The organism is Ideonella livida, from assembly GCF_010499455.1.
Taxonomy (GTDB): domain Bacteria; phylum Pseudomonadota; class Gammaproteobacteria; order Burkholderiales; family Burkholderiaceae_C; genus Ideonella; species Ideonella livida.
In genome coordinates, this window is sequence record NZ_JAAGOH010000012.1 from 62,895 (window position 1) to 79,171 (window position 16,277).

General features: G+C 72.0%; 14 protein-coding genes. 9 read left to right on the forward strand and 5 right to left on the reverse strand.

Annotated elements, in window-relative coordinates; translation table 11 throughout:
* The first annotated feature begins 110 nt into the window (after positions 1-110).
* The 9 genes from G3A44_RS24090 to G3A44_RS11550 all read left to right on the forward strand — a co-directional run bounded on the left by G3A44_RS24090 (position 111) and on the right by G3A44_RS11550 (position 10,579).
* Complete coding sequence (locus G3A44_RS24090; protein ID WP_163457666.1) at positions 111-1,301, forward strand: WD40/YVTN/BNR-like repeat-containing protein; 1,191 nt, start codon at positions 111-113, stop codon at positions 1,299-1,301.
* Positions 1,302-1,338: 37 nt separating this feature from the next.
* Complete coding sequence (locus G3A44_RS11515; protein ID WP_163457667.1) at positions 1,339-3,816, forward strand: efflux RND transporter permease subunit; 2,478 nt, start codon at positions 1,339-1,341, stop codon at positions 3,814-3,816.
* Positions 3,817-3,894: 78 nt separating this feature from the next.
* Entirely contained in the window at positions 3,895-5,091 is a 1,197-nt protein-coding gene (locus G3A44_RS11520) for an MFS transporter (protein WP_163457668.1), read from the forward strand.
* 139 nt (positions 5,092-5,230) lie between these two features.
* The gene (locus G3A44_RS11525; RefSeq protein WP_163457669.1) at positions 5,231-6,040 is read left to right on the forward strand and encodes a cyclase family protein; all 810 of its coding nucleotides are present in this window, start codon (positions 5,231-5,233) and stop codon (positions 6,038-6,040) included.
* A 3-nt stretch (positions 6,041-6,043) separates the two neighbouring features.
* A complete protein-coding gene (locus tag G3A44_RS11530; protein ID WP_163457670.1) occupies positions 6,044-7,057 on the forward strand; it encodes a Bug family tripartite tricarboxylate transporter substrate binding protein in 1,014 nt (337 codons plus the stop codon).
* An 8-nt stretch (positions 7,058-7,065) separates the two neighbouring features.
* A complete protein-coding gene (locus tag G3A44_RS11535; protein WP_163457671.1) occupies positions 7,066-7,665 on the forward strand; it encodes a cupin domain-containing protein in 600 nt (199 codons plus the stop codon).
* 37 nt (positions 7,666-7,702) lie between these two features.
* Positions 7,703-8,695 (forward strand): Bug family tripartite tricarboxylate transporter substrate binding protein, encoded by a 993-nt coding sequence (locus G3A44_RS11540; RefSeq protein WP_163457672.1) that lies wholly within the window; start codon positions 7,703-7,705, stop codon positions 8,693-8,695.
* 8 nt (positions 8,696-8,703) lie between these two features.
* Positions 8,704-9,480 (forward strand): SDR family NAD(P)-dependent oxidoreductase, encoded by a 777-nt coding sequence (locus tag G3A44_RS11545; protein ID WP_163457673.1) that lies wholly within the window; start codon positions 8,704-8,706, stop codon positions 9,478-9,480.
* A gap of 118 nt (positions 9,481-9,598) precedes the next feature.
* Positions 9,599-10,579 (forward strand): fumarylacetoacetate hydrolase family protein, encoded by a 981-nt coding sequence (locus G3A44_RS11550; RefSeq protein ID WP_163457674.1) that lies wholly within the window; start codon positions 9,599-9,601, stop codon positions 10,577-10,579.
* Here the strand turns inward: G3A44_RS11550 and G3A44_RS11555 are convergent.
* From G3A44_RS11555 to G3A44_RS11575, 5 genes are all read right to left on the reverse strand, one after another.
* On the reverse strand, positions 10,558-11,982 hold the full coding sequence (locus G3A44_RS11555) for an aspartate aminotransferase family protein (RefSeq protein ID WP_163457675.1): 1,425 nt from the start codon (positions 11,980-11,982) through the stop codon (positions 10,558-10,560). The two genes, G3A44_RS11550 and G3A44_RS11555, sit on opposite strands and share 22 nt — an antisense overlap.
* Positions 11,979-13,253 carry an aminotransferase class III-fold pyridoxal phosphate-dependent enzyme gene (locus tag G3A44_RS11560; RefSeq protein ID WP_163457676.1) on the reverse strand — a complete coding sequence of 425 codons (1,275 nt, stop codon included), beginning with the start codon at positions 13,251-13,253 and terminating at the stop codon, positions 11,979-11,981. Before G3A44_RS11560 ends, G3A44_RS11555 begins: the two co-directional genes overlap by 4 nt.
* Positions 13,254-13,346: 93 nt before the next feature.
* A complete protein-coding gene (locus G3A44_RS11565; RefSeq protein ID WP_163457677.1) occupies positions 13,347-14,849 on the reverse strand; it encodes an MFS transporter in 1,503 nt (500 codons plus the stop codon).
* On the reverse strand, positions 14,842-15,789 hold the full coding sequence (locus G3A44_RS11570) for a diiron oxygenase (RefSeq protein WP_163457678.1): 948 nt from the start codon (positions 15,787-15,789) through the stop codon (positions 14,842-14,844). The genes G3A44_RS11565 and G3A44_RS11570 overlap by 8 nt, the downstream gene beginning before the upstream one ends.
* 110 nt (positions 15,790-15,899) lie before the next feature.
* Entirely contained in the window at positions 15,900-16,268 is a 369-nt protein-coding gene (locus tag G3A44_RS11575) for a darcynin family protein (protein ID WP_163457679.1), read from the reverse strand.
* Positions 16,269-16,277: the final 9 nt, after the last annotated feature.

The window sequence follows — 16,277 nt, forward strand, 5'->3', positions numbered from 1 at the left end:
AGCACCCACCGCGCCGGGTCAGCCGGCCCTCGGCACGGCGCGCCGCCCCGGGCGCGTCGGGGCCGAGGCCGCTGGATCCGGCGCGGCGCACCCGAGAGACAAGCAGCACCATGCCCCCCCTGCCGATGGCGCCCACGGGCCGCCAGGGCAGCGCCTTGCCCGGCGCGCCCACCTCCTCCCCGGCCCCGGCCGCGGCCTGCCTGCCCGACCGGGCACTGAACCGGCGCAGCTGGCTGGCCCTGGGCGCTACCCTGGCCGCAGCCACCACCGGTACCCTGCTGGCTGACCTGACCCGGCCTGCGCTGGCCGCCACGGCCGCGGCATCGGCCACCACCCCGGCGCTGCAGCGGCCGGCCGTGTCCACCGCCCTGGGGCCGCGCTCGGTGTTGCAGGCGGTGGCCACCGCGGGCGACCGCCTGGTGGCCGTGGGCGAGCGCGGGCTGATCCTGGTCTCCACCAACCAAGGGCAGAGCTGGAGCCAACGGCCCAGCCCGGTGAGCACGGGCCTGACCGCCGTGCGCTTTGCCGATGCCCAGCGCGGCGTGGCCGTGGGCCATGGCGGCGTGGTACTGGCCACGGCCGATGCCGGCCAGACCTGGCGCCAGCTGCTGGACGGCGTGCGCGCCGCCGCGCTGCTGCGCGAGGCCGCGCAGGCCAGCGGCGAGCCGGCCGCCCTGCAGTCGGCCGAGCGCCTGGTGGCCGACGGGCCCGACAAGCCCTGGCTGGACGTGCTGATGCCCGGCCCCGACCAGCTGCGTGTGGTGGGCGCCTACGGCCTGGCCCTGGCCAGCGATGACGCCGGCAAGACCTGGCGGCGCTGGCTCAAGCCCGCCGACAACCCCAAGGAGCTGCACCTCTACGCCATCCGCCAGCGGGGCGCGCAGTGGTTGATCGCCGGCGAGCAGGGCACGGTGCTGCATTCCAGCGACGGCGGCCAGAACTTCCGCCGCCTGACCCTGCCCTACAACGGCAGCTTCTTCACCGCCGAGCTACCCGCCGATGGCAGCCTGCTGGTGGCCGGCTTGCGCGGCAACGCCTGGCGCTCCACCGACGGCGGCGCCACCTGGCAGGCCCTGACCACCCCGGTGCCGGTGAGTTTCACCGCCTCGGCCCAGCAGACCGATGGCCGGGTGCTGCTGGCCAACCAGGCCGGCATGGTGCTCAGCCTGGAGGCCGACGGCCGCCTGCAGCCCCTGCCGCTGCCCCCGCAGCCGCCGCTCACCGCCCTGCTGCCCCTGGCGGGCGACCAGTTGCTGGCCCTGTCGATCCAGGGCGCGCAGCGCCTGAGCCTGGGCCGCTGAGCCCGCCTTGCCCCGTCCGCCCACCAAGGCCCGCCCCATGCATTCCCACACGCCCACCCCGGCCGCCTCGCTGGCCGGCTTCGACCCCCGCTCGGGCTCGCTCATCGAGCGGGCCCTGTTCAACCACCGGCACATCGTGCTGCTGCTGTGCGCGCTGGTCACGCTGCTGCTGGGCTGGCAGGCCACCCACCTGCGCCTGGCCGCCAGCTTCGAGAAGACCATCCCGGCCACCCACCCCTACATCCAGAACTACCTGGCCCACCAGAAGGACCTGCAGGGCCTGGGCAATGCGGTGCGCATCGCGGTGGCCAACCCCAAGGGCGACTTGTATGACGCCCAGTACCTGGACACCCTGCGCCAGCTGAGCGACGAGGTCTTCCTGCTGCCCGGGGTGTCCCGCATGCAGATGAAGAGCCTGTGGACCCCGAGCACCCGCTGGGTGGGCGTGACCGAGGAGGGCCTGGAAGGCGGCCCGGTCATCCCCGACGGCTACGACGGTGGGCCGGAGAGCCTGCAAAAGCTGCGCGCCAACATCGCCCGCTCGGGTGAGATCGGCCAGCTGGTGGCGCTGGACGGTCGCTCCAGCGTGATCTTCGTGCCGCTGCAGGCGCAAGACGCCGAAGGCCGGCCTCTGGACTATGCCGCACTGGCCGACAAGCTCGAAGCCCTGCGCGCCAAGTACGAGCCCAGGGGCGTGGAAATCCACATCACCGGCTTTGCCAAGCTGGTGGGTGACCTGATCGAAGGCGTGCGCGACGTGCTGGGCTTCTTCGCCCTGGCGGTGGCCATCGCCACCGCCATGGTCTATGGCTACACCCGCTGCGTGCGCTCCACGGTGCTGGTGGTGGCGGCCTCGCTCACCGCCGTGGTGTGGCAGCTGGGCCTGCTGCCGGCCCTGGGCTTTGCGCTGGACCCGTACTCCATCCTGGTGCCCTTTCTGGTGTTTGCCATTGGCATGAGCCACGGCGCGCAGAAGATGAACGGCATCATGCAGGACATCGGCCGCGGCATGCACCGGCTGGTGGCCGCGCGCTTCACCTTCCGCCGCCTGTTCCTGGCCGGCCTGACCGCCCTGCTGGCCGACGCCGTGGGCTTTGCGGTGCTGCTGCTGATCGACATCCAGGCCATCCGCGAGCTGGCCATTGCCGCCAGCCTGGGCGTGGGCGTGCTGATCTTCACCAACCTGATCCTGCTGCCCATCCTGCTGAGCTTCACCGGCGTGAGCCCGAAGGCCGCCCAGCGCAGCCTGCGCGACGAAGCCGCCGCCCTGGCCGCCAGCGGCGACGCCAGCGAAAACAGCGGACGCTTCAAGCCCCAGGCCGGCCTGTGGGCGGTGCTGGACCGCTTCACCCAGCGCCGCTGGGCCACCGGCACGTTGGTGGTCTCGGCCCTGCTGGGCGCCGCCGGCTTTGCACTGAGCACCCAGCTCAAGATTGGCGACCTGGACCCGGGCGCCCCCGAGCTGCGCGCCGACAGCCGCTACAACCGCGACGTGGCCTACCTCAACCAGGCCTACGGTGCCGGCTCCGACGTGCTGGCCATCATGGTCAAGACGCCCGAGGGCGGCTGCTCCGCGCTGGAGACGCTCAACAAGGTGGACGCGCTGGAGTGGGAGCTGCGCCAACTGCCCGGCGTGGACAGCACCAACTCGCTGGCCCTGCTCAACCGCCGCGTGCTCACCGGCCTGAACGAGGGCAACCCCAAGTGGTACGAGTTCCTGCCCAACCAGGACATGCTCAACACCGTGACCGCCGGCGCGCCGCGCGGCCTCTACAACGACGCCTGCAGCCTGCTGGTGCTCAGCACCTTCCTCAAGGACCACAAGGCCGACACCCTGGCCGGCGTGGTGCGCCATGTGGAGGCCTTTGCCGCCGCCAATGACACGGCCGACGTGAAGTTCCTGCTGGCCGCCGGCTCCGCCGGCATCGAGGCCGCCACCAACATCGTGGTGCATGAATCGTGGACCCGCATGCTGCTGTTGGTCTACGCGGCCGTGGTGGCGCTGTGTTTCATCACCTTCCGCTCCTGGCGGGCGGTGGTGGTGGCGGTGCTGCCGCTGGTGCTCACCAGCTTCCTGGCCGAGGCGCTGATGGTGGCCCTGGGCCTGGGCGTGAAGGTGGCCACCCTGCCCGTCATCGCCCTGGGCGTGGGCATCGGCGTGGACTATGCGCTCTACATCCTGTCGGTCACGCTGACGGAGCTGCGCCAGGGCGCCAGCCTGTCGCAGGCCTACCACCGCGCGCTGCTGTTCACCGGCAAGGTGGTCATGCTCACCGGCATCACCCTGGCCATTGGCGTGATCACCTGGGTGGGCAGCCCCATCAAGTTCCAGGCCGACATGGGCCTGCTGCTGGCCTTCATGTTCTTGTGGAACATGCTCGGCGCCCTGGTGCTGCTGCCCGCGCTTGCCCACTTCCTGCTCAAGCCGGCGGCGCTGGCGCCGCTTGGCTCGGCCGCGGCCACCACCGCTGCGTCCAAGACGGTACCCGGCGGACGCGCCGCCACCGCCACCTGAACACCGCCCCCCGGTGCCCGGCCGCCTTGCTCCCCCTCCAGGCGGCCGGAACGACAGCCCCCTCCAGGAGACAGCCTGATGACCCGAACCGACAGCGTCCGCGGACGCCTTGCCCTCATGGTGGCGCACTGCGCCGGCATGATCGATCTGGTGGCCCTGCCCGTCTGGGTGGGCACCCTGGTGGCCCGCTACGGGCTGCAGCCCCAGCAGGCCGGCCTGCTGGCCACGCTTTTTCTGGCCGGCGCGGTGGTGGCCAGCCTGGTGGTGGCCCCGCGCTTTGACCGCCTGCCCGGCCGCCTGGTGGCCAGTGCCGGCTTTGGCGTGGCTGCCGCCGCCTTCGCCACGGTCGCCCTCCTGGACCTGCCCTACGCCGGCATGGCCGTGCTGCATGCGGTGGCGGGGCTGGCCACCGGCGCCGCGCTGAGCGTGACGCACGGCACCATCGCCCGCAGCGGCCGGCCGCACCGCCTGTTCGCCCTGGTGGGCATGGCGTTGGGCGTGTTCGCCATCCTGTTCCTGGGCGCCACCCCCGCCCTGGTGGCCGCCACCGCCGAACGCTTGGGCGGCGCCATGCTGTTCATCGAGTTTGCCGGCGTGATGGCCGTGGGCGCCGTGTTCGCCGCCTGGGCCTTTCCCTCGCCGGATCTGGCCGCGCAGGGCGTGGCGCGCGGCCCCGCGCTGCGCGCCCCGCTGTCGGGTGCGGTGTGGGCCGGCATGGTGGGCCTGGGCGCCATGGGCCTGACCCAGGCCATGACCTTCAGCTTCCTGGAGCGGGTGGGCGACCACCGCGGCTTTGGCCTGGCCGCCGTCACCGGCGTGCTCATCGCCCTGGGCGTGGTCAACCTGTTCCCGGCCGCCCTGGCCGCCGTGCTGGAGAGGCGCCTGCCCACCCGCGCGGTGCTGGTGGCCGGACCGTTGCTGCAATCGGCCCTGTGCGCGGTCATCATGACCAGCACCGAGTTTCTGCCCTATGCGGCGGCGGCCTCGGTGTTTGCGGCGGTGATGATCTTCACCCACACCTTCGCCTTTGGCGCGCTGGCCCGGCTGGACCCCACCGGCCGCGCCCTGGCCGCCACCCCCGCCATGCTGATGGTGGGCGCCGCCCTGGGCCCCATCGTGGGCGGCACCCTGGTGCAAACGCAGGGCTACGCCAGCCTGGGCGCCGCGGCGGTGCTGATCGGGCTGGTGGCCGTGGGCTGCTTTCTGCAAGTGCGGCCTGAACGCGCTGCGCCCGCGGCGTCCACCGGGGCGCCCCACGCCCAGCCGCACGGCTGAGCCGGCCCGCACCCGCCACCGGCACGCGATGACCCCGCCTTCGGCCGCCGCGGCGGCCGTCCCTTGCACCGCGCCAGGCGCAGCCCCCATGGCGCTGCGCCTGTCCGTCCTTCACCCCTGACCCCGCCGAGAACCCCCCATGGCCCAACGCCCGCCCCGCGCCGCCCGCCGCCTGATCGACCTGTCGATCTACCTGGAAAACGACGTGCTCTCCGACCCGCCGCCCCTGGCGCCCAAGATCACCTACCAGAAGCACCAGGACACGCTGCACGAGTTCATGGCCATGATCCCCGGCACCCAGGCCGAGGACTACCCCGACGGCGAGGCCGCCGCCGCCGAATGGGTGACCTGCACCACCCACAGTGGCACCCACCTGGACGCGCCCTGGCACTTCCACAGCACCCAAGACGCCAAGAACGGCGGCGCCAAGCCCAGCATCACCATTGACCAGGTGCCGCTGGACTGGTGCCTGCAGCCCGGCGTGAAGCTGGATTTCCGCCACTTCCCTGACGGCTACGTGGCCACGGCCGCCGATGTGGAGGCCGAGCTGCGCCGCATCGGCTGGGAACTGCAGCCGCTGGACATCGTGCTGGTCAACACCCGCGCCGGCAGCCGCTACGGCCACAACGACTTTGTCAGCGCCGGCTGCGGCATGGGCTACGAAGCCACCATGTACCTGCTGGAGCGCGGCGTGCGCCTGACCGGCACCGACGCCTGGAGCTGGGACGCCCCCTTCAGCTACACCGCCAAGAAGGTGGCCGAGACGGGCGACAAATCCCTGATCTGGGAAGGCCACAAGGCCGGCCGCGACATCGGCTACTGCCACCTGGAAAAGCTGCACAACCTGGAAGCCCTGCCCGCCCACGGCTTCACCGTGAGCTGCTTCCCGCACAAGATCCGCGGTGCCAGCGCCGGCTGGACCCGCGCCGTCGCCATCATCGAGGAGTGAGCCATGCGCGCTGATGTTGATGCTGTGGTTGACCGCCGCCGCCGCACGCTGCTGGCCCAGGGCCTGAGCCTGGGCGCCAGCGCCATGGCCGGCGCTGCCCTGCTGCCCGGGGCCGCCCAAGCCCAGGCGCACTACCCGGCCAAGCCCATCCGGCTGGTGGTGCCCTTCCCGGCGGGCACCTCGCCCGATGTGGTGGCCCGCCAGTGGGCCGAGCACTTCGCCAAGTTCGCCGGCCAGGCGGTGGTGATCGAGAACAAGCCGGGTGCGGCCACCATCATCGCCACCCAGGCGGTGGCCCAAGCCCCGGCCGACGGCTACACCCTGTACTGGACGGTCAACAACACCTTCTCCATCAACCCCTTCGTGTACCGCAAGCTGCCGTACAAGCTGGAGGACTTCACGCCGGTGCAGCGCATCCTGACCGTGCCGCTGGTGCTGATGACCGGGGCCGATTCCAAGATCCGCAGCGTGGCCGACCTGGTGCGCGAAGCCAAGGCCCGCCCCGGCGCGCTCACCTACGCCAGCGCCGGCATCGGCACCTCGTTGCATGTGGTCTTGGCGCGGCTGTTCAACCAACTCGGCATCAGCCTCACCCATGTGCCCTACAAGGACGCCTTCATCACCGACCTGGCGGCCGGCCGCATTGACGTGGCGCTGGACGCCAGCACCACCGCCATCGGCAACCTGGCCGGCGGGCGGCTGCGCGGCCTGGGCCTGACCAGCGCCACCCCGGTCGACGCGCTGCCCGGCCTGGCGCCCCTGGCCTTGCAGGTGCCCGGCTTTGAGGGCACCTCGTGGCACGGCCTGTTTGCCCCCAAGGGCCTGCCGGACGACGTGCTGGCTACCCTGGTGAGCCTGTCCGACAAGGTCATGGCCCTGCCGGAGTTCCGCGCCAAGCTCAGCGGCTGGGGCCTGCTGCCTGCGGGCGGCAGCCCGGCCACCTTCCGCCAGTTCTTGGCCGAGGACGCGCGCGGCTGGGCCAAGGTGGTGCAGGACAACCAGATCACCGTGGAGTGAGCACCGAGATGAGCGCCCCCTCCCCCTTCCCGTCCATCCACCGCGTGGTCACCGGCCACGACGCCCACGGCCGCGCCGTGGTGGCCAGCAACGGCCCCCTGCCCACGGTGGCCGAGATCGCCGCCGTGCCCGGCACCGTGTTCCACGAGGTCTGGAGCACCGCCGCCACCCCGGCGCCCGTGGACAACGGGCCCGACCCCAGCACCGGCCCGCTGATGTTGCCGCCGCCTGCGGGCGGCACCCGCATCCGCTTTGTGGACATCCCGCCCGACACCGAAGAGCTGCTGGCCCACGGCGCTGCGCGCATGCAGGCCGCCTTCAGCCTGCTCGGTGACGCCGCCGCCTCCACCGTGCAGGCCGGCTCGCCCCACCCGCTGATGCACCGCACCCAATCGGTGGACTACGGCGTGGTCATCGAGGGTGAACTGACCCTGGTGCTGGACGAGGGCGAGGTGCAGCTCCGCCCCGGCAGCGTGGTGGTGCAGCGCGGCACCAACCACGCCTGGGCCAACCGCAGCGGCCGGCCCTGCCGCATGCTCTTTGTGCTGGTAGACGGGGTGTACGACCCCGCCATCGCCGCCGCGCTGGGCCCCTTCACCCACCGGTGATGCCGGCCAGGCCTGCCACCGCTTTTGACTCCTCGCGATGACCTCTTGCAACCTCTCCCGGCGACAGACCTTGGCCTGTGCCACCGGCCTGGCCTTGGGCAGCCTGGCCGCCCCTGCCGCCCGTGCCCAAGCCTTTCCCCAACGCCCGCTCTCCTGGGTGGTGCCCTACCCCAGCGGCGGTTTTGGTGACGCCCTCTCGCGCCTGCTGGCCCAGAAGATGGAAACCGCCCTGGGCCAGACCGTGCTGGTGGACAACCGGCCCGGCGCGGGCGGCCAGATCGGCGCAGCCTTTGTCAAACAGCAGCCGGCCGATGGCCACACGCTGTTCTACGGCGACATTGGCCCGTTCGCGATGAACGGCGCGCTCTACCCCAAGCTCAACTACGACACCCTGGCCGACTTCCAGCCCCTGAGCCGGCTGGTGCTCACCCCGCTGCTGGTGGTGGTGCCCGCCAACAGCCCCTGGAAGGACTGGAACGACCTGGTGCAGGCCGCCCGGCGCGGGCCGCCGCCCAGCTACGGCTCTTACGGCGTGGGCAGCCAGCCGCATGTCTGGACCGAGATGCTGGAGCGCCAGTTGGGCGCCAAGCTCAACCATGTGCCCTACAAGGGCGCCGCCCCGGCCTTGCAAGACCTGCTGGGCGGCCGCCTGGACTTCATGTGCGACGTGGCCCCCTCCAGCCTGCCGCTGGTGCGCGATGGCAAATTGCGCGCCCTGGCCGTGGTGGGCAGCCACCAGCGCCTGAGCCTGCTGCCGCAAGTGCCCACCGTGGCCGAGCTGGGCCTGCCGGCGCTGAACCTGCCCGGCTGGAACGGCGTGATGGTGCGACGCGGCACGCCCGAGCCCGTGCTGGCGCGCCTGCACCAGGCCCTGCTGGCCGCGCTGCAGGCGCCTGAGGTGGCGCAGCGCTACCAGCCCCTGGGCCTGACACTGGCGCCGCAAAGCCCCGAGGCCTTTGGCGATTTCATCCGCCAAGAGGCGCAGCGCTGGGGCCAGGTGATCCGCCAAGCCGCCATCACACTGGAATGAGCACGCTCATGCGCGACCCGCTCTTTTCCCTGGCTGGCAAGGTGGCCCTGGTCACCGGCGGCACCCGCGGCCTGGGCCGCGCCATCGCCGAAGCCTATGCCCGCGCCGGCGCCCAGGTGGTCATCAGCAGCGAAGACGCCGCCGCCTGCGCCCAGGCCCAGGCCGAGCTGCAGGCCCTGGGCCTGCCCATCACCGCCCAGGTGGCCGATGTGCGCGACGACGCCGCCCAGGCCGCCCTGGTGCAGGCCACCGTGCAGGCCCATGGCGGGCTGGACGTGGTGGTGGCCAACGCCGGCGTGGGCGACCCCATGCAAGGCAGCTTGGCCCCCAGCCCTGAGGCCTACCGCCGGGTCATGGACATCAACCTCGACAGCATCGTGCGCCTGTGCGCGCTGGCGGTGCCGCACCTGCAGGCGCGCGGCGGCGGCAGCCTGATCCTCATGTCCAGCCTCTCGGCCCTGCGCGGCAACAAGGCACTGGGCCCCTACGCCCTGGCCAAGGCCGCGCTGTCGCAGCTGGCGCGCAACCTGGCGGTGGAGCTGGGGCCGCACCACATCCGCACCAACGCCATCGCGCCGGGTTTCATCGCCACCGAGCTGAGCGGCCCGCTGCTGGCCGATGCCAGCTTCATGGCTCGCCGCCTGCAGATGACCCCGCTGCGCCGCCCCGGCACGCCGGATGAGGTGGCCGGCCCCGCCCTGCTGCTGGCCAGCCCGGGCGGCGCCTTCATCAACGGCCAAACCCTGGTGGTGGATGGCGGCACCGTCATCACCGATGGGAGCTGAGGCCGGACGCCCCCGCCTTCCCGAGACCTTCTTCGCCCCTTCCCCCGCCACGGGCCGACCGCTTCCCCCGGCCGGCCCGTGGTGTTTTCAACCTCATCGTCCCTGACAGACCCGACCGATGAAACTCGCCACCCTGGACAACGGCCGCCCCGACGGCCAGCTCGTCGTGCTCAGCGCGGATGCCCGCCTGTGCGCCCCGCACCCCGCCTGGCCCACCCTGCAGCAGGCGCTGGAAGCCTGGACCGAGGCCGAGCCCGCCCTGCGCGCCCTGGCCGCCCAGCTCAGCACCACCGGCACCGCGCCCAGCGCCCAAGCCTTTGACGCGGCCCGCGCCCTGGCCCCGCTGCCGCGCGCCTGGCAGTGGCTGGACGGCTCGGCCTTCCAGTCGCACGGCGACCTGATGTCCACCGTGTTCCACATGGACAAGCTGCCCTACGACGAGCGCCCGCTGATGTACCAGGGCCTGTCAGACCGCTTCCTGTCCGGCACCGCCGATGTGCCGCTGCCCAGCGAGGCCGACGGCATCGACTTTGAAGGCGAGTTTGGTGTCATCACCGACGCCGTGCCCATGGGCTGCACGCGCGAGCAGGCCGCCGGCCACATCCGCCTCTTGGTGCTCATCAACGACTGGTCGCTGCGCCGCATCGCCCCGGTGGAGATGAAGACCGGCTTTGGCTGGGTGCAGGCCAAGCCGGCCTGCAGCGTGGCGCCCATCGCCGTCACGCCCGACGAGCTGGGCGAGGCCTGGCGCGACAGCCGCTTCCAGATGCACCTGCAGGTGGACTGGAACGGCCAGCGCTTTGGCCTGGCCCACGCCGGCGCCATGGCCTTTGGCTTTGACCAGCTGGTGGCCCACGCCGCCTACAGCCGCGACCTGGTGCCCGGCACCGTCATCGGCTCGGGCACGGTGAGCAACGAGACCTACCGCGAGGTCGGCTCCTCGTGCATTGCCGAGCGCCGCGCCATTGAGATGCTCGACGAAGGCGCCGCCCGCACACCCTACATGGCCTTTGGCGACACGGTGCGCATGCAAGCCAAATTTGAAGACGGCCGCGATGGGCCGTTTGGGGTGGTGGATCAGCAGGTGGTGAAGGGCTGAGCGCCGCGCTGAGGTCCGCGCTGAGGTCCGCGCTGAGGGCTGCCCGCCAAACGGCGCAGCAGGCCTTCGGGCAGTCGGTACTGGCGCTTGACGACTTGGTTGGCCAGGTCGTGTGTCCAGGCCGGGCGGCGCGCCAGCTCTGCCAGCACCTCGTGCAGGGCCGCCAGGACCTGGTCGATCTGCGCCGCTGTCACGGTCAGCGGCGGGTAAAAGCGCAACACCGGATGCTCGGCCTTCTCATTGAGCGAGTGGCCGGCGTGCACGCCCCGGCGGGCCAACCCCGCCGCCACGGCGGTCTCCACCGCCGGATTGCGCATCTTCAGGCCGGTCATCAGGCCCACGCCTGGCGCGTCCAGCACAAGCTGCGGATGGGCAGCGGCCGCCCGGGCCAGCCCCGCCTGGAGCTGGGCGCCCAGCAAGCGGGCCCGCCTGGGCAGCTCGTGCTGCTCAATGAATTCCAGGGCGGCCAAGCCGGCGGCGCAGGCGTAGGGCGAGCCACCGGAGTCACTGCCCAGCCACCGAGGATGAAAGTCCGGGTGGGACTGGACACGCTGCACCAGCGCCTCACGCATCACGGCCACGGCCATGGCGGTGTGGCCCCCGGTGATGCCCTTGGACAGCAGCACCACGTCGGGCAGCACGGTGGGGTCTTCGTCAAAGGCGAACAGGCGACCACACCGCCCAAAGGCGGTCTGGATCTCGTCGGCCACCAGCAGGGCGCCGGCCTCACGGCACAAGGCTGCCACCTGGCCCACATAGCCCGGGGGTGGCACCTGCAGGTAGGCGCCGCCCAGAATGGGCTCCAGAAACACGGCTGCCACCTCTGGCGTCACCGCCCGTCGCATGGCCGGCAGGTCCCCAAAGGGCACGAAGTCCACCTCCTGCATCAGCGGCAGAAAGGGTTGACGGTGGCCGGCCTGCCCCAGCAGGTTCAAGGCGCCCAGCGTCTTGCCGTGGTACGCATGGCGCATGACAACGATGCGCCGACGAGGGCGCTGGGCTGCCAGCACCGCGCGCAAGGTCAGCTCCGTGATCTCGGCGCCCGAGTTGCCGATGACCACCCGGTCCAGGTCCGCCGGCAACAGGCTGGCCAGCTTGGCCATGAAGGCGGCGCAGGCCGGGTGGGCCACGCCCCAGGGCAGCAGCGCCGCCTGCTCCAGCTGGGCCAGCGTGCGGGCCTGTACCTGCGGGTTGGCATGGCCGACGATGAACACGCCGTAGCTGCAAGCAAAGTCCAGAAAGCGGCGACCGTCCTCGTCGATCACCTCACAGCCCTGCGCGTGGCTCTCTACCGTGCGGTGGGCTAAGGCGTAGAGGGTGGCGGCGGTGGGGTTCCAGTGCTGGCGGCACAGCGCCACCAGCTCGTCGCGGCTGCGGGCGGGTGTCCAGGTGGCGGGGCTCATGCCGGCACCTCCTGGGTGGCACCCGGGCGGCCCGAAACCGCGCCAAGGTCCGCCGGTGGCACATCGTCCAGCGCCTGCGCCCAACGGGCCAGGGCCAGGTCCAGCTCGGCCTGTGTCAGGGTCAGCGGGGCCTGCAGCAGCAGGCGCTCGCCCTGTGGCGGGCGCAGGCGCACGCCGCGCGCCCAGGCCGCCTGCCACACCTGCTGGGCCCGCTGTGCGCTGCAAAAGTCCACGGTGGCCAAGGTGCCGCACTGCTGTACCCGCACCAGGCCCGTGCCGGTGCGCCCCGCATGCCCGGCCAGCACCAGGCGCAGGTGCACGCCCAGGCGCCGGTGCCGCTGCACCAACCCTTCAGACTCAATGGCCTCCAGGGCCGCCAGCGCCGCCACGCAGCAAGCGGGGTTGCCGCCGGTGGTGCTGCCGTGCAGCGAGGGGTTGCGGCGCCCGTAGACCCGGTCGTTGATGGCCTTGCGGGTCACGTAGACCCCAATGGGCACACAGCCTCCGTCCAGGCCCGGCCCCAGCACCAGCACGTCGGGCTCCACGCCGGTCTGCTCCACCGCAAACAAGCTGCCGCACCGGCCCAGACCGGTGCGCAGCTCGCTGACGATCAGCAAGGCGCCGGTGGCCGTGCACCGCGCCCGCAGCGCCTGCCAGAACCCAGCGGGCGCCTCCAGAGCGCCCTGCCCCAGCGACAGTGGCTCCACCAGCACCGCCGCCGTGTCCGGCCCAATGGCTTCGATCCAGCGGGCGGTCTCGCCCAGGGGCAGGGGGCGGGCCTGCAGCGGCAAGCCCGCCAGCAGCGTGCCGGTGCCCCCGGCCAGGTGCTGGCCGTGGCTCAGGCTGCCGTAGTCGCCGCCCTGGCCCACCACCACGGTGGTGCGCTGTGGGGCGTGGCCCTTGGCCAGCTTCAGGGCAGAGTCCAGTGCCTCTTCGCCCGAGTTGCAGACGTAGGACACCGACAGGCTGCCGGGGGCCAGCTCGGCCAGGCGGGTTACCAGCTCGGTCAAGGGCCGGTTGACCAACAGACGGCTGGACAGGGGGCCTTTGCGCACCTGCGCCGCCACAGCGCGGCGCACCGCCGGGTGGCCGGCACCAAAGCCGCCAGACGCCAGGTCAATAAAGTGCCGGCCGTCGGCCGCCTCTACCGTGGCGCCCTGGGCCCGGGCCAGGGTGATGTCGGCGGTGCGCCACTCGGGCGAGGCCGCATGCCGGCGGTAGAGCGCACGGGTGGCGTCCACCGGGCCGCCAGAAGAAATGGGGGTGAGCATGGGAGGTTCTGACAGAAGAGGGTTTACCTGGGGCCCCGGTTGGCCGCGCCTGAGGGGCGCGCCCAAGCGGGTGCGCAAGGGTTGTGGCCTGGCTCAGGCCTGCGGGTGGTGCGCCTGTGGCGGCACATGCCGGCCCAGCGCGCCCAGTAGCAACGCCAGGCCGGCCAACACCGCGAGACTGACGCGAAAGCCGGCGGCTTCAGCGGTGGGCGCCGCACCGGCCATGCCTACCGCAGGCCACAGCACCAGGGCCACCGGGCCCAGGCCCATCTGCAGGGCGGCCAGCAAATGGATGCCCACGGCCGCCCCCAGCTGGCGGCCCAGCTGCATGGCGGCGGTGTGGCTGCCCAGGGCACCGGCCGGCGCCTGGTTCTGGGCCAGCAACAGGGTGCTGGTGGCCACAAAGCCCATGCCCAGCCCCACCGACAGCTGCGCCGCCGCCCAGCCCCACAGAGGCCATGATGGCGGTGCCACCGCCAAGGCTGCGGTGCCCAGCGCCAACGCGGCGGCGCCCATCACCACCGGGGTGCGGTGCCCCCAGCGGCCCAAGCGCTGGCCGCAGACGGCCGAGCCCACCACCCAACCCAGGGCCGCCGCCATGACGACCAGCCCGCCCCGCACGGCGTTCAGGCCCGCGCTTTGGTGCAGGTACAAGGGCAGCAAGGTGACCACGGCATACAGGATGGCTGCCGCGCCCACGGTGCAAGCCAGTGGCGCCCAGCCCGCGCGCTGGCGCAGCAGGGACAGCGGCAGCGGCGAGGCCTGCGGACGCTGGCGCACCCGGGCCCACAGTCCCGTGCCCCCGCCAATCAAGCCGGCCAGCGCGGCGGCCAAGCCCCCCGCCCCCAGCCCATGGGCCGGAGCCATGAGCAGTGCCAGCAGGCTGACCAGAACCAGGGCAAAGGCAGCCTGGGACGGCAGATCCAGCCCGGCTGCACCACCGGCTGCCCCTGTGCGGGACGGCCCGCCCGCCGGCCCTGCCGGCAGGCCCACCGCCAGCAGGCCCAGGGCCAAAAAGCCCAGCGGCACGTTCAGGCCAAAGGCCAGGCGCCAGCCCGCCAGCTCATGCAGGGCGGCGCCGGCCAAAGGGCCCACCACGGCGGCCAAACCCCACACCAGGCTCAACAGGGCCTGCATGCGGCCGCGCTGGTTGCCGGTGTAGAGCTGGCCAATGAGCACGTAGGCCAGCACCGTCACCATGCCCGCGCCCAGGCCCTGCAGCACCCGCGCGGCCACCAGCCCGGGCACCGTGGGCGCCGCCCAGACCGCGGCCGAGCCCAGCATGAACAGCACCAGCGCCACCTGCAGGGCACGCCGCCCGCCCCAAGCGTCGGCCAGCTGCCCGGAGACGGGCGTGACCACGATGCCGGCCACGATGAAGCCCGACATCAGCCAGGGGTAGAGGCTGGAGCCAGGATCCTGCGCGGTCATGTAGGGCAGCAGGGTGCCCACCACGGTGGCGTCCATGGCGGCCAGGAACAAACACAGCAGCACCACCCCCACCACCAAGGGGCGCCGGGCCGGCGCCGTGGCGGCTTCAACCCTCACCGGGGCGGCACGGGCCGGGGTGGCCAGCGGCAACAGGGGCTCAGCCATGGCGGGCTCCTGCGGCGTGGTGCACCACGGCGCTGGCCGAGAAGGATTCGATCAGCCGGCGGCCCGCGTCGTCCATGGCGTCGTCCACCCGGCGCAACGCCGGCCACGGCGCACCGGGCGCGGCCGGCGCGCCCCAGACCAGGCGCCGGAAAGTCTGCGTCAGCTGCAGCTGCACGGCATGGCCGCGATTGCCAGCGGTGTAGTCCAGGCCAAAGGTCTGCTGGGCATGGGCCTGGAAGCGCAGGGCCACCTCGGCGTTGAGCGCCTCGGTGGCCTCCAGGATCTGCTGCATGCGGCGCCGCTCGGCCAGCGTGAAGGTGGGCACCACCTGCTCGAACACGAAGTGGTCGGTCTGCACATGGCGCGCCTCGTCCAGCCCGTGGGCATGCAGCAGCTGGGTGAAGAAGTGGCGCCGGCCGGGGTCCAGGGCATGGGCGCGGCGCTCAAAGACGGTGATCACCGATTCGCCCACATAGGCTGAAGCGCACAGCGCCGCGAGCTTGACGAAGGGCGAGTCGTCCCCTTGGTAGAGCGCCACGCGCTGGCTGAAGAGGTTGTCGGGCTGCCCGAAGTCCTGCCCCGACAGCAGCCGGACATAGCGGTAGAACATGTTGGCGTGGTGCAGCTCTTCTGCCGCAAAGCACGACAGCGCGTCATGCAGGGCGAAGCCGCTGGACAGGGGTACAGCGTGGGCCTGCATCTCGGCCATGACGTAGGTGAGAACGGCTGAGACATGGCGCTCAATCTCCGCCAGCTGCGCCAGTTCCTTGGCCACATAGGCCACGGCGCCGCGTTCATGGCCCGGTGCCTCAAAGGCCATGTCAGAGAGAAAGGCCAGCTCGGCCGGGCCGAAGGCCTCGGGCCAGGCCAGCTCGCGGGGGTGGACCGTGTCCACATGGGACTGGGCGTTGATGCCAAAGAGGTGTTGGAGGTCGGTCATGGGGTGTTCCGGAGGGCTACGGGCGTGGGCCGGTCCTGGCGCCCTGGGCGGCAGAGGCGATGGCCGGACAGGCCCAGCGGTGAGGAGAAGCGGCGACGGTGGCCGCAGGCTCAAGCCGTGGCGGGCGCAGGAGATGAGGACGGCGGCGGGGCCAGCATCTCCCGCTCATACGTGCGGAAGCCGTCCTCGATGCCGATGAGCACGTCCTGGAAAGTCACCAGGCCGTCGCGGAAGACGGGGCTCTCGCGCAGGGACTCGATCAGGAAGTAGTAGGACTTCAGGTCTGCAGTCTCGAAGATCATGAAGTCAGAGCAGCGGGCGCTGAAAGCCTCGGCGTCGAAGAAGCGCACCGACACCTCCCCGGCGAAGCGCTCGAAGACCGGGCGGATGTGCTGGCGCTCATACGCCGCGCGCTCCTCCCAGGTCTTGCGCAGCCAATCGGGGTGGAAGGTGTAGGTGACGATAACGGTGTAGGTCATGGGGGTCCT

Coding starts and splice junctions, on each gene's coding strand:
- G3A44_RS24090 (WP_163457666.1), top strand. CDS start 111: ATGCCCCCCCTGCCGATGGCGCCCACGGGCCGCCAGGGCAGCGCCTTG.
- G3A44_RS11520 (WP_163457668.1), top strand. CDS start 3,895: ATGACCCGAACCGACAGCGTCCGCGGACGCCTTGCCCTCATGGTGGCG.
- G3A44_RS11555 (WP_163457675.1), bottom strand. CDS start 11,982: ATGAGCCCCGCCACCTGGACACCCGCCCGCAGCCGCGACGAGCTGGTG.
- G3A44_RS11570 (WP_163457678.1), bottom strand. CDS start 15,789: ATGACCGACCTCCAACACCTCTTTGGCATCAACGCCCAGTCCCATGTG.
- G3A44_RS11525 (WP_163457669.1), top strand. CDS start 5,231: ATGGCCCAACGCCCGCCCCGCGCCGCCCGCCGCCTGATCGACCTGTCG.
- G3A44_RS11530 (WP_163457670.1), top strand. CDS start 6,044: ATGCGCGCTGATGTTGATGCTGTGGTTGACCGCCGCCGCCGCACGCTG.
- G3A44_RS11515 (WP_163457667.1), top strand. CDS start 1,339: ATGCATTCCCACACGCCCACCCCGGCCGCCTCGCTGGCCGGCTTCGAC.
- G3A44_RS11565 (WP_163457677.1), bottom strand. CDS start 14,849: ATGGCTGAGCCCCTGTTGCCGCTGGCCACCCCGGCCCGTGCCGCCCCG.
- G3A44_RS11545 (WP_163457673.1), top strand. CDS start 8,704: ATGCGCGACCCGCTCTTTTCCCTGGCTGGCAAGGTGGCCCTGGTCACC.
- G3A44_RS11575 (WP_163457679.1), bottom strand. CDS start 16,268: ATGACCTACACCGTTATCGTCACCTACACCTTCCACCCCGATTGGCTG.
- G3A44_RS11535 (WP_163457671.1), top strand. CDS start 7,066: ATGAGCGCCCCCTCCCCCTTCCCGTCCATCCACCGCGTGGTCACCGGC.
- G3A44_RS11550 (WP_163457674.1), top strand. CDS start 9,599: ATGAAACTCGCCACCCTGGACAACGGCCGCCCCGACGGCCAGCTCGTC.
- G3A44_RS11540 (WP_163457672.1), top strand. CDS start 7,703: ATGACCTCTTGCAACCTCTCCCGGCGACAGACCTTGGCCTGTGCCACC.
- G3A44_RS11560 (WP_163457676.1), bottom strand. CDS start 13,253: ATGCTCACCCCCATTTCTTCTGGCGGCCCGGTGGACGCCACCCGTGCG.